This window comes from uncultured Umboniibacter sp. (assembly GCF_947497555.1).
Taxonomy (GTDB): Bacteria; Pseudomonadota; Gammaproteobacteria; order Pseudomonadales; family DSM-25080; genus Umboniibacter.
This window is the reverse complement of the sequence record NZ_CANMGY010000001.1, coordinates 538,633-551,966: the sequence shown is the minus strand read 5'-3', so window position 1 is coordinate 551,966 and position 13,334 is coordinate 538,633. Positions and strand designations below refer to the sequence as shown.

Genomic DNA, 13,334 nt, shown 5'->3' with positions numbered 1-13,334 from the left:
CACTACTCCCTAAAGCGACTCGAGCACAACCATCTGACGGGTGCGATCGGTATCGTAATCTGACAACTGAATTTGTTTATTGACCTTAAAGCTTTTCGGAACTTCACTCAACTCATCTTCGCTTAAATGTGCTTTTAGGGCGAAAAACTTACCATCGGGAGCGGGTAAGTGGGCACACCACCGTAACATATCACTCAAACTTGCAAAGGCGCGACTCAATACGCCATCGAAGGGCACTTCCGGCTGATACGCCTCCACTCGCGAGTTTACAATCTCGACGTTCTTCAATCCTAATTCCAACACCGCTTGAAACATGAATCGAGTGCGCTTACCGTTACTATCAAGCAAAGTGAAGTGGCTATCAGGCATAGCAATCGCAAGCGGTAACCCAGGGAGGCCCGGGCCCGTGCCAACATCGATAAATCGAGCACCCTCTAAGTGGGGCATTACCACAAGTGAATCGAGAATATGTCTCGGCACCATTGCCTCAGCATTTCGCACCGAAGTGAGATTATAAGCTTTGTTCCACTTATCCATTAATGTCACAAACTGAGCGAGCTTGTCAGTGGCAGGTACGGCTAGTTTCAGATGGTCTAGACCCACCTCGATTTGACGCTGAATCACATCACGCACTGCGCTTTGCTCCACGCTTTATGTAAATCAACAGCAAGCCAACCGCAGCAGGGGTTACGCCAGATATTCGTCCAGCTTGCCCTAAGGTTAACGGCTTGACGTCATTTAACTTCTGCCGAATCTCATTCGAAAGCCCATCAACAGTATCATAATTAAATTCCACAGGAATCTTAATGTCCTCCGAACGATGTAAGCGATCTATCTCTTCCTGTTGGCGCGCAATATAACCGGCATACTTAGCGCCAATCTCGACTTGCTCTGCAACCTGTTCGTCGGTAACCGACTCACCGCTTAGGGAACCGACAGCCGCATAGTTAAGCTTGGGGCGCTTTAACAAATCGAGTAGGCTCTGCTCTCGCTGAATTGCCTCACCACGCTCAGCAAGATCGGTGGCAGCTGGCGTATTGGGGTGAACGTAAGTCGTTCTAAGACGTTCCATCTCGCTAGCAACTGCATCGCGCTTGCGCGAGAACGCATCCCAACGGGCGTCACTAATTAACCCATATTGCCTTCCCATATCGGTTAGACGCTGATCGGCGTTATCTTCGCGCAGCAGTAATCGATATTCTGCCCGTGAGGTAAACATACGATACGGCTCGCGAGTTCCCTGGGTAATCAAATCATCTACCAACACCCCGGTATATGCTTCGTCCCGACGGAAAATCAATGGCTGGTAGCCCTTCACCTGCCCCGCTGCGTTAGCGCCAGCGAGAAGCCCCTGGGCGGCAGCCTCTTCATAGCCGGTGGTACCGTTAATTTGCCCCGCGAAGAACAAACCTTCAATACAGCGGGTTTCTAGCGTTGGCTTGAGGTCCTGCGGGTTAAAAAAGTCATATTCAATGGCATAACCTGGGCGAGTAATATGTGCATTTTCGAAACCGAGCATACTCTGAACTGCAGCCAACTGAATATCAAACGGCAGGCTAGTTGATATCCCGTTCGGGTAAAGTTCGTGCGTCGTAAGCCCTTCTGGCTCAACAAATACCTGATGCGAATCCTTGTCCGCAAAACGCATAATCTTATCTTCAATTGACGGGCAATAGCGTGGTCCTACACCCTCAATTACCCCTGTGTACATGGGAGAGCGGTCAAGTCCATCACGGATAATTTCGTGAGTACGCTCATTGGTATGAGTGATGTAACAGCAAATTTGCTCTGGCTGCATGCCACGATTTCCCATGTAACTCATAACTGGCGTTGGTGTATCGCCCCACTGTTGAGCCATTTTTGAGAAATCGACAGTCTTGGCATCTATCCGTGGAGGTGTACCCGTTTTGAGTCTATCCACTCGCAGCGGCATTGCCTGTAAACGTTCAGCCAAGGCTATGGATGGCGGATCTCCCGCGCGACCACCCGATTGATTCTGAAGACCAATATGGATTGTTCCGCCGAGGAAGGTCCCAGCTGTTAACACAACGGTCTTACCGTTGAAACTCAACCCCATTTGAGTCTCAACGCCCACGACACGATTACCATCCATTCTTAGGTCAGTAACCGCCTGCTGGAAAATCGTTAAGTTTTCTTGGTTTTCTAATTGCTCGCGAATGGCGTTTCGATAGAGGGTTCTATCCGCTTGCGCACGAGTAGCACGAACCGCTGGACCCTTGCGTGAATTCAACACGCGAAACTGAATACCCGCCTTGTCGGTAGCTAACGCCATGGCGCCATCGAGTGCGTCGACCTCTTTGACCAGATGTGATTTGCCAATCCCACCAATGGCTGGGTTACAGGACATCTGACCCAGCGTTTCAATGTTATGGGTTAGGAGCAGCGTAGCGCAGCCCATTCGGGCGGCAGCTAAAGCGGCTTCGGTGCCAGCGTGGCCACCGCCAATGATTATAACGTCAAATGACTTTGGGTGTATCACGATATCAATCCATGAGGTTTTGGGATTTCATTATACGCTAAGCTCGAAGATGCACATAATCTGTAAATACACTATTAAGTAAGATTATTTTTAAGGATTATTGATTAGTTTTTATTGTTGTTGTTATTAAGGGGCACTTTTTCTGTGGATAATTAACTAAAAGCTAACAATATAGATTCCTTCAGCGCTATTTACCCTGTTGCTAATCTATCTGAGTAACTGGTGATAAGCGGGTACAAGCTGGGGATGGAATGGGGGGTTATACACAACCTTGCGAGACCCAGAAGTTGTGCACATTTTCATCCTCGCTTAGTTCACAGCTAAACGACCGAGTTATACCTGGCTTATCCCATCATTTTCCGATGCAGAACGAACCAAATATGTGGCCCAGTAAGTCGTCGCTCGTCACTTGGCCGGTGATTTCCCCGAGTGCTTTCTGAGCTAAACGAAGATCTTCGGCGAGCAGTTCACCAGCATGCGCTTCAAAGAGTTGGAATAGTCCGTCTTCAACGCTTCGTAATGCTCTTTCTAGTGCGTCGATATGTCGTCGTCGAGCCATAAAAGCGCCCTCTCCAGCCGTTTGAAAGCCAACTGAGTCTTTGAGATGCTGGCGGAGCAGAGAAACACCTCCACCTGTTGCAGCCGAGAGGGTAACCTCCGCTTGCTGGTTGTTATATTCGATGCCAGGCTGAATTCCTGCTAGGTCACACTTATTGAGAACGGTTGTTAGCGGTATATGCTGAGGTTGAGGGATGTCGCTAGGCCAGTCAGGCTCTTCACTAGGGGTAGTTAGGTCACGAACTAGGAGGATGTGGTCAGCTCGCTCAATTTCGTCATAGGCGCGTTTAATCCCCTCCCTCTCAACCACATCTGGTGCATCGCGGAGTCCTGCAGTATCAACAACATGCACCGGCAAACCATCAAGGTCGATTACTTCGCGGAGCACGTCTCGGGTAGTCCCTGCGATGTTCGTTACAATGGCGCTATCCTTGCCGGTGAGCGCATTGAGTAAGCTGGACTTCCCAGCATTGGGTCGGCCGGCTATCACAACCGTCATGCCATCACGTAGCAGCGCGCCTTGCCTCGCTGTAGCTAACACACTATTAAATTCATCGCGAAGCGCTTCGGCCATACCCTGTATTTTTCCATCACTTAGGAAGTCGATCTCCTCATCGGGAAAATCGATGGCAGCTTCAACGTAAACGCGAAGATAAGTGAGCTGCGCTACCAGGGCATTAATTCTATTGGAGAACACGCCGTCTAATGACTGTAATGCTCCTCGAGCAGCCTGTTCGGTTGAAGCGTTGATTAGATCAGCTACCGCCTCAGCTTGAGCTAAGTCGAGTTTACCGTTCAAAAACGCACGCTCACTAAATTCACCTGGGCGAGCCACTCTAGCATTCCGCTTTATAAGTGCTCGGATGACCCTATCTAGCAGGATTGGTCCGCCATGCCCCTGAAACTCCACGACATCCTCTCCGGTAAACGAATTAGGTCCCGGGAAGAAAATGCAGATGCCGGTATCGAGTACCTCATCGTCTTTAAAATGGCCGTAGTGGGCGTGTCGAGGCTTGAGGTCATGATCCACTAGTTCAGAGGCAATCTCCCTTGCATGGGGACCTGACAATCGAACAATGCCCACTCCACCTCGTCCAGGTGGCGTGGCTATAGCGCAGATAGTGTCGTGATCTAAATTCATAGTTAACTTTGGTACCTGTGTAAAAAAGCCGCTAATGAAGCGGCTTTATATTTATTCGTTCAGTGTAGCTGATACCGCTATGTCTTCGCAGCGTCCTTTTCAATGCCGCGATAGACGTAGATTTGCTGCAACATTGAGATCAAGCTATTGAACAGCCAGTAAAGCACCAAACCCGCTGGGAAGAACATAAAGAAGAAGGTAAAGATAATTGGCATAAATTGCATAATCTTTGCCTGCATCGGATCAGGAGGAGTTGGGTTTAAGCGTTGCTGTAAGAACATGACTACGCCCATTGCTACTGGCAATACAAAGTAAGGGTCCTTAATTGATAAATCTTGAATCCAAAGTACAAACGGTGCATGTCGAAGCTCGACACTCTCCGCAAGCATCCAATATAGGGCAATGAATACGGGCATCTGCAAGAGAATGGGCAAGCAACCAGCCATCGGGTTGATCTTCTCTTGTTTGTATAGCTCCATCATAGCTTTTTGCTGTTGCTGACGGTCATCGGAGTAGCGTTCACGAATTTCTTGAATACGAGGGGTGAACTTACGCATGGTCGCCATCGACCGGTAACTAATTGCTGACGGGTAGTAGAACAAGCCCTTAATCAGGATAGTTAGCGCAATAATTGCGAAGCCCCAGTTGCCAAGTAAGTCATGGAATAGGTCCAATGCTGCGAATAACGGCTTAGCAATCCACCACAACCAACCATAATCCACGGTGAGATCAAGGTATTCGCCAAGTTCAGAGAGCTTTTCCTGATCTTTTGGTCCAGCATAGAAGGTAGCACCAAAAGTAGCGGATTCACCGGCAGCGATGATTTGCTGATCACTAGTGAACCCTAAGCGATAGAAACCGTTGGCCATCGGCTCGCCATAGAAACGATTAGTCCCTTCCGTTGTTGGTACCCAAGCACTAATGAAATAGTGCTGAACCATAGCAACCCAACCACCATTAACATTGGCACTGTATTTGGTTTCGCTAAGGTCTTCGAAGTCGCGTTTAACGAAATTCTCATCCTGTTTAGTCGTCGCCATTCCTAAGAAGGGCTGCATCGCGCCATCATTGTCGATTAACGGTGCTGAGGTATCGCGTTTTATCTGGCCATAAAAGTAACCGCGCCATTCCGTGGAAGCTCGGTTATCGACTAGATAGTTAACATCAATCGTGTGCTCACCTTCAGTGAAGGTGAATCGCTTAATAATGGTAACGCCTGATGCCTGTTCAAACGTCAGATCAACTGAGAGTGAGTCACTACTTAATGTGTACTCGCGCGCTTCACTATCAAAAGTGGGGCGAGCGCCAGCGCCATCGGTACCATTAGCACCAATTAAACCGCTTTGAGCGATATAAACATTCCCCGGGCGGTTAAGAAGCAGAGGCAATGGATCGCCAGTTTCTTGATCCAGGGTATGGTCAATCAGGGAGACCGTTTCAATATCACCACCTACGGGGTTGATTTCCACGTAAAGCTGAGGAGTAGTTACTTTAATGAGGTCCGTTGATACCAGAATCTCAGGTTGTTGTTCATTGCTAATGGCACTTGGCACATCGCTAGCGCTATTGGTCGCTGGGGTGTCGCTAGGCATTGCTGCACTATTGGTCGACTGCGCTACGGCTGATTCAGGCGGGGTGAAGTTTGACCACTGGAAAACCAGTGCCATGACAACGCCAACCATGCCGATTAGTAAAGTGTTACGTAACCAATCCATAAAATACTACTGCTCTTTGTTAGTGAGTTTTTTGTTATCTGGTACTTCGTCGAATCCGCCAGGGTGCCAAGGGTTACATTTTAGGATTCTTATAAAACCCAAGTAACTGCCTTTTATTAGGCCGTGGCGGTCTATTGCAAGTTCTGTATAAGCAGAACATGTAGGATAGAATCGACAGCTGTTCCCAACCCAGGGGCTAAATAGATAGCGATAGAGCGCGAACAAGCGCTTAATTATGCGGTGTTTTGACTTCTTTTTGCACATTTTTGTTCAACTTTCGCCAAAGATAGTTAAGTTGCTGTTGAAGAAAGGCATTATCAGCGCCTTTAGCAGGTGGCTTAACCAACGCAATGACGTCCATTGCGGGCAATTCATGTTGTTTTAAGCGGAAGTGTTCACGAATCTGACGCTTTATTCGGTTTCTATCAACCGCGCGTTTAGAGACTTTTCGAGAGATGATGATACCTAAGCGGGGAGTATCAAAACCGTTTTCGGCTGCAAGCAACATCACCTCTTTAGTAAAGGCTTTGTGTTTTACAGTATCGAAAACGGATTGATAATCGGCTGAATTGAGTAGACGGAGCTGCTTACCAAAGTTTAATTCGGCCACTGTTCTACCTACTCAATTAGCGATTAAAATGTCTAAAGAAATTAGACAGTGAGACGCTTGCGACCCTTCGCACGGCGACGGTTAATAACCTGACGACCGTTGGCTGTTGCCATGCGAGCACGGAAACCGTGAGTACGCTTGCGCTTCAGAACGCTTGGTTGAAATGTGCGTTTCATAATAGATTCCTATAGTTGCGAATCACGCGAAGCTCAAAAATTGAGCGCGCATTGTATGGCAGATTACCGACCAGCGCAACGACTTTGTTGATAAAAACAGCAAATATTTCATGCACAACTCGTGCACAGAATCCCCACAGTATACTCACAAGTGGTTGTGGATAACAGTAGCGCAAACCCCTTATCTTGGGCCCTTTTTTACCGTATTAAATGTGTATAAACCTGAACATTTGTGGCACAATTGTGGGTAAGTTATTCCAGAATAATAATTAAGGTGTTGTTAAGTGAGTTCTTCTTTGTGGGCGTCATGCCTGGAACAATTGCAGGCACAGATACCCAAACAGCAGTACACAACTTGGTTGGCTCCGCTTGCCTGTGTCTCTTCCACCGACGACACCTTAACTTTAGCGGCGCCTAATCGTTTTGTTAAGGATTGGGCAACACAACAGTTTAGTGCTCACGTTGAGGCTGTTTTGATTTCTTTGGGACAGCCTAAACAGGTGATTTTTACTGTTGCAGCGATAGAAAAATCGTCGAGTAAACGACCTGTTTTTAGGAGAAACCGAGGTAAGAGTGCCCTTAAGAAGCGGTTATCGGGGTTAGTTAGCGATAACCAACCCGGTGAGTCTAGCTTAGAGCTCAAGCAGGAAAAGGTGGTTTTATCACCTAGTATCGGACCGTTAAGTTCAGATTTAGATGTGGCCGCCATTAGTAGAGGTTTACTGGAGCTTGGTGAGGTCAATGAGCCGAAAGAGATTCTACCGGAAGCCGATGTCTTCCAGCTAACACCATCCGCTTCAGTGACAATACCTTCGCCGAAGACAACTCCTGACTCACATAATTCATTACTTAACCCGCTATTTGATTTCGATAGTTTCGTTATTGGTAAATCTAACCAGCTGGCAGCAGCAGCAGCGAGACAGGTGGCCGAGAACCCTGGGGCTGCTGGCCAATATAACCCATTGTTTATTTACGGCGATGTCGGCTTGGGGAAAACTCACCTTATGCAAGCTGTGGGTAACGAGATTGTTCGTCAAAAGCCTAATGCAAAAGTACTATACCTCCGATCAGAGCGCTTTGTTGCTGATATGGTGAAGGCGCTTCAGTTGAACGCAATGTCCGAATTCAAGCGTTACTACCGCTCAATGGACGCACTACTGATTGATGATATTCAGTTTTTCGCAGGTAAGGATCGAACTCAGGAAGAATTCTTTCACACCTTTAATGCGTTACTTGAAGGCGGTCAACAAATTATCGTCACGAGCGACCGCTACCCTAAGGAAATCAGTGGTCTCGAGGCGCGTTTGAAGAGTCGTTTTGAGTGGGGTTTGACGGTTGCGGTAGAGCCTCCAGAGCTTGAGACTCGCGTTGCTATTTTAATGAAGAAAGCGGCCCTGCAGAAAATGGTTCTTCCCGATGACGCTGCGTTCTTTATCGCTCAGCGAATACGCTCTCATGTGCGTGAACTTGAGGGAGCGCTGACTCGTGTCGTGGCTCACGCCCGCTTTGTTGGTCAGCCGATATCTATAGCGCTTATTCGCGATGCCCTGCGAGATCTTTTAGCTATTCAAGATAAGCAGGTGAGCGTTGATAATATTCAGCGGACCGTCGCTGAGTACTATAAATTGAAGTTATCGGAGCTGTTGTCGAAGCGTCGTACTAGATCGATTGCCAGACCACGACAGCTAGCTATGGCACTAGCTAAAGAGCTCACTAGTCATAGTTTTCCGGAGATCGGCGAATATTTCGGAGGGCGTGATCACACTACCGTTTTGCACGCCTGTAAAAAAATTAAAGAGCTGAAGTTATCTGATTCGGATGTACGGGATGATTTTGAGACGCTTCATCGCAGTTTAACAAGTTAAAGCTTTAAGTATGAATAGATTCACAGGGGAGTTCATTTAAATGAAATTTACAGTTCAGCGTGATGCTTTACTTAAGCCACTTCAGCAGGTTGCAAGTGTTGTCGAGAAGCGCCAAACGTTGCCGATACTTGCAAATGTTTTGCTTTCGGCTGAAGGACAATCGCTTTCACTTACTGGTACGGACCTTGAAGTTGAGATGAGTGGTAGAGTGGAAATCGAGAGTTGTGAGGCGGCTGGCGCGGTGACGGTTCCCGCCAAAAAACTACTCGATATCTGTAAGGCTCTTCCCGATGATCAGTTAATCCACTTCGCTGAAGATGACGCTAAAGTTGTTGTTCGTTGCGGTCGAAGTCGTTTTACTCTGTCTACGTTGCCTGCTTCGGAGTTTCCGAAGGTGGAAGCGGGAGAAGATGGGAGTAAGTTGGTCATAGCGCAACGCGTGCTTCGCAGACTTATTGACGCGACGGCATTTTCTATGGCGCAGCAGGATGTTCGCTACTACCTCAATGGTATGTTGTTTGAGTTAACACCTATGTTCATTCGAACTGTTGCGACTGATGGGCACCGTTTGGCGGTCGCGACAGAGCCTATGTCGACAGGTATGAGTGAAGAGTCTCAATGTATTCTTCCTCGCAAGGGTGTAATGGAATTAGTACGCCTTGTTGATCACTCGGATGAGACTGTTGAATTGTATTTTAGCGCTTCGCACATTCACATGGTTTCAGATCAGTATTCCTTTATTTCTAAATTGGTCGATGGAAAGTTCCCTGATTATAACCGTGTGCTGCCTAAGGGTGGGACGAATATTGTGTTGGGAGATCGTGAATCACTCCGTTCGGTCTTTTCTCGCGCTGCCATCCTATCGAACGAGAAGTATCGAGGGGTTCGAGTGAGCGTTAAAGATAACCTTATGACGGTGGTGGCCAACAACCCAGAGCAAGAAGAGGCCGAGGTTCAAGAAGAAGTTAATTTTGATGGCGACTTTATTGAGATTGGCTTCAACGTTAATTATGTTCTTGACGTATTGGCGGTGTTGGGTAGCGACGAAGCTAAGCTTATCATGGCCGATTCAACGTCAAGCGTCCTTATTCAGGCGGGTGATTCGACTGACGCTCAGTATGTTGTAATGCCAATGCGCCTTTAAGCAAGACACTTAATGCATTTAAATCGTCTTATTATCCAGGGGCTCCGTAATATCGCTAACGCAGATGTTCGGGGCTTTTCTCATTTTAATCTCATTATTGGGCCAAATGGTTCGGGTAAGACCTCGTTTCTTGAGGCTTGCCATCTTCTCTCAACGGGTCGAAGTTTTCGAAGCAGGCAGATAAAGCCGGTTATCGCGCACGAAGAGTCGGAGACGGTATGCTTTGCTGAGGTTGTTGTAGACGCCAATCGAGTTCATAAACTTGCTGTTAAGAAGAGTCGGTCCGATGAGTCACTCTATCGGATTGATGAGGTCAATTTTAGGAGTCCTTCGGAGCTGGCACGCACGCTGCCTATTTTGTTAATTGAACCTGGACTGTTCGTTTTGATGGATGGGGGGCCGGTGGTTCGACGTAGCTTCATAGATTGGGGTGTGTTCCACGTGGAACATACATTCCTGAAATTATGGCAACGCTATCAAAGGGCGTTAAATCAGCGGAATAAGCTCCTTAAAAGTGGTATACTATCCGAGCAAGAACTCGCACCGTGGGAAGCTGAGATGAGCGCCTGTGGGGCTTCTATAACGGATCTTCGAGAGGCCTACTTCGAAAAGCTCTTTGAGCGATTTCAGGTAATTGTTGAGCGCATTACGGGTTGGGACTTGCCGAATATAAGTTTCTCACAGGGTTATAGAGGAGACTTAGCTGAGCTGCTTGTTGCAAATAGACAAAAAGATGGGCAGTTAGGGTATACGTCGGTCGGGCCTCATCGAGCTGATATTAGGCTTCGGAGCGGACGTTTTGGTGCAGAGAAGGTACTGTCGCGTGGTCAGCAGAAGATGCTAATCATTGCGTTGAAGTTAGCACAGGCGGGCGTCTACTTTGATGCGCATCAAAGGAAGCCTATTTTTCTGTTAGATGACCTGTCGAGTGAGCTTGATGCGCGAAATTTTTCGCAGCTCATACCACTTCTCGCCGAATTGGGTGAACAGATCTTTCTTACTGGCGTCGATGAGTCGCTTGAATCGATTGTTGCCGAAGGTTTGAGGTCGTCTGATATCGAGACAAACCTAGCTGTGTTCCACGTGGAACATGGTAGTATTAAATAATAAATTAAATGCTTCTGAGAAAGCACCGACATTGAGGTTCCTATGAGCGAACAAGAATATGATGGGTCGAGTATTAAGGTACTAAAAGGCTTGGATGCGGTACGCAAGCGTCCAGGCATGTACATTGGTGATACCGATGATGGCACAGGCCTTCACCACATGGTTTTTGAAATCGTCGATAACTCGATTGATGAGGCACTAGCTGGGCATTGCTCAGAAATACGTGTAACGATTCATCCAGACAACAGTGTTTCTGTTTCGGATAATGGTCGCGGTATTCCTGTCGATATCCATGACGAGGGTGTCTCGGCGGCAGAAGTAATTATGACTGTGTTGCACGCCGGCGGTAAGTTCGACGACAACACTTATAAAGTATCTGGTGGCTTGCACGGGGTTGGTGTTTCGGTAGTGAATGCGCTATCGAAAAAGCTAACGCTAACAGTAAGGCGTCACAATAAGATTCATGAACAGACCTATGTTCACGGTGTACCTCAAGCGCCGCTAGCGGTTATTGGCGAATGTACTGACAGTGGAACGAAGGTTCATTTTGAGCCTTCTGAAGATACCTTCACGAATATTGAATATCACTATGACATCCTAGCTAAGCGTCTACGTGAATTAAGCTTCCTTAATTCAGGTGTTCGTATCGTGCTTCACGATGAGCGAACTGGAAAGGAAGAAGCCTATGAATATGAAGGTGGTGTAGAGGCCTTTGTTGAGTATCTCAATCAAAATAAAACCACCATTAATGACCGAATTATACATATTAAATCGGACCATGAAGATGGTGTTGGCGTTGAAGTAGCACTTCAATGGAATGATGGCTATGCAGAAAATATTCTTTGTTATACCAATAATATTCCACAGCGTGACGGCGGTACCCACTTGGCAGGCTTCCGAGCTGCGCTAACACGAACGCTGAACCAATATATTCAGAATGAAGGTTTTGGTAAGAATGCAAAAGTTACATCCGCTACGGGTGACGATGCACGTGAGGGCTTGACGGCAATCATCTCAGTGAAAGTTCCTGATCCAAAATTCTCCTCTCAGACTAAGGATAAATTAGTTTCCTCGGAAGTTAAGTCAGCTGTAGAGCAGGAGATGGGGCGCGCCCTTGCCGATCACCTCCTTGAAAACCCCGCTGAGGCAAAACAAATTATCAATAAGATGATTGAGGCTGCTCGAGCCCGAGAAGCTGCACGTAAAGCGCGGGAAATGACCCGTCGTAAAGGTGCGCTAGATATCGCCGGGCTGCCAGGTAAGTTGGCTGATTGCCAAGAGAAAGACCCTGCGTTATCTGAACTATACATTGTGGAGGGTGACTCAGCGGGGGGCTCTGCAAAACAGGGGCGTGCGCGTAAGACACAAGCGATTCTTCCACTTAAGGGTAAGATTCTTAACGTAGAGAAGGCTCGCTTCGATAAAATGCTATCTTCCGTGGAAGTCGGAACGCTAATTACTGCGCTCGGTGCGGGTATTGGTAAAGATGACTACAACATCGAGAAGTTGCGTTATCACTCAATTATCATCATGACGGATGCCGACGTGGATGGAGCGCACATTCGTACGCTTCTGCTCACCTTCTTCTTCCGTCAAATGCCAGAGCTCATTGAGCGCGGTCATATCTTTATTGCTCAACCACCACTATATAAGGTGGGTAAAGGCAAACAGGAACAGTACCTCAAGGATGACGAAGCGTTAACTGACTATTTAACGCAAAACTCACTTGAGGGCGCGGAGCTATTCGTCAATGCAGACGCACCAGCTATTGCTGGCGAGGCGCTAGAGTCCTTGGTTAAGGCATATCGCAATAATTTGGGTCGTGTAGAAAAACTAAGCCGTTTGTATCCAGAACAGATGTTGCTGCAACTGATCGATCAAGCTCCGTTGACCCTTGATGCGCTTAAGGATCAAGCATTCATGACGGCGTGGGCTGAATCACTTGAGGAAGCGCTCTCTGCTAACACTGATAATGTGCGTTGGAGTATCTCTACCAGGCTTGACGCGGAGCGTAGCGAGCACCTTATTGTGATTGATCTTCTTGAGCATGGTGTTAATCGTGAATATGTTATTACTCGTGAATTTATATCGGGTAAGGACTATCGGGAGATGGTTGCTCTACAGGAGCGCTTGGCTGGCTTGATTGAAGGCGGAGCGTTTGTTAAGCGTGGTGAGCGTCGCATCGATGTTCAGCATATTAGCGACGTCTACGATTGGCTACTCGGTGATTCTCGCAAGGGCTTATATATCCAACGCTACAAAGGGTTGGGTGAGATGAACCCTGAGCAGCTATGGGAGACCACAATGGACCCTAGTACTCGTAGAATGTTACGCGTCACCATTGACGATGCGATTGGCGCTGATCAAATGTTTAATACTTTGATGGGCGATCATGTTGAGCCACGTCGAGCATTTATTGAATCGAATGCACTGATGGTAGAAAACCTAGACGTTTAATAGTTAACACTTCTTTATAGCAGTGCCTAAACCACCGCGTCTTCTATAAAAAAGCCATTTA

Annotated in this window: 11 protein-coding genes; 4 read left to right on the top strand and 7 right to left on the bottom strand. The window is 47.4% G+C overall.

Annotated elements, in window-relative coordinates; all coding sequences use genetic code 11:
* Positions 1–9 precede the first annotated feature (9 nt).
* From rsmG to rpmH, 7 genes are all read right to left on the bottom strand, one after another.
* On the bottom strand, positions 10–633 hold the full coding sequence (gene rsmG, locus Q0698_RS02440) for a 16S rRNA (guanine(527)-N(7))-methyltransferase RsmG (RefSeq protein ID WP_298633358.1): 624 nt from the start codon (positions 631–633) through the stop codon (positions 10–12).
* Positions 626–2,500, bottom strand: a complete 1,875-nt coding sequence (gene mnmG / locus Q0698_RS02435) for a tRNA uridine-5-carboxymethylaminomethyl(34) synthesis enzyme MnmG (protein ID WP_298633356.1) — start codon at positions 2,498–2,500, stop codon at positions 626–628. The genes rsmG and mnmG overlap by 8 nt, the downstream gene beginning before the upstream one ends.
* A 352-nt stretch (positions 2,501–2,852) precedes the next feature.
* A complete protein-coding gene (gene mnmE / locus Q0698_RS02430; RefSeq protein ID WP_298633354.1) occupies positions 2,853–4,199 on the bottom strand; it encodes a tRNA uridine-5-carboxymethylaminomethyl(34) synthesis GTPase MnmE in 1,347 nt (448 codons plus the stop codon).
* A gap of 77 nt (positions 4,200–4,276) precedes the next feature.
* On the bottom strand, positions 4,277–5,914 hold the full coding sequence (yidC, locus tag Q0698_RS02425; protein WP_298633352.1) for a membrane protein insertase YidC: 1,638 nt from the start codon (positions 5,912–5,914) through the stop codon (positions 4,277–4,279).
* 6 nt (positions 5,915–5,920) lie between these two features.
* Positions 5,921–6,178: a membrane protein insertion efficiency factor YidD gene (gene yidD, locus Q0698_RS02420; RefSeq protein WP_298633351.1), complete on the bottom strand. Its 258-nt coding sequence runs from the start codon at positions 6,176–6,178 to the stop codon at positions 5,921–5,923.
* On the bottom strand, positions 6,144–6,524 hold the full coding sequence (gene rnpA / locus Q0698_RS02415; protein ID WP_298633349.1) for a ribonuclease P protein component: 381 nt from the start codon (positions 6,522–6,524) through the stop codon (positions 6,144–6,146). The genes yidD and rnpA overlap by 35 nt, the downstream gene beginning before the upstream one ends.
* A gap of 41 nt (positions 6,525–6,565) precedes the next feature.
* A complete protein-coding gene (gene rpmH, locus Q0698_RS02410) occupies positions 6,566–6,700 on the bottom strand; it encodes a 50S ribosomal protein L34 (protein WP_121875478.1) in 135 nt (44 codons plus the stop codon).
* 284 nt (positions 6,701–6,984) lie between these two features.
* Between rpmH and dnaA the strand changes: the two genes are divergently transcribed.
* From dnaA to gyrB, 4 genes are read left to right on the top strand one after another with little or no spacing between them, the layout of a single operon-like run.
* Positions 6,985–8,565 (top strand): chromosomal replication initiator protein DnaA, encoded by a 1,581-nt coding sequence (dnaA, locus tag Q0698_RS02405; protein ID WP_298633346.1) that lies wholly within the window; start codon positions 6,985–6,987, stop codon positions 8,563–8,565.
* 40 nt (positions 8,566–8,605) lie between these two features.
* Positions 8,606–9,709 (top strand): DNA polymerase III subunit beta, encoded by a 1,104-nt coding sequence (gene dnaN / locus Q0698_RS02400; protein ID WP_298633344.1) that lies wholly within the window; start codon positions 8,606–8,608, stop codon positions 9,707–9,709.
* A 12-nt stretch (positions 9,710–9,721) separates the two neighbouring features.
* The gene (recF, locus tag Q0698_RS02395; protein WP_298633342.1) at positions 9,722–10,816 is read left to right on the top strand and encodes a DNA replication/repair protein RecF; all 1,095 of its coding nucleotides are present in this window, start codon (positions 9,722–9,724) and stop codon (positions 10,814–10,816) included.
* A gap of 42 nt (positions 10,817–10,858) precedes the next feature.
* Positions 10,859–13,273: a DNA topoisomerase (ATP-hydrolyzing) subunit B gene (gyrB, locus tag Q0698_RS02390; RefSeq protein WP_298633340.1), complete on the top strand. Its 2,415-nt coding sequence runs from the start codon at positions 10,859–10,861 to the stop codon at positions 13,271–13,273.
* Positions 13,274–13,334: the final 61 nt, after the last annotated feature.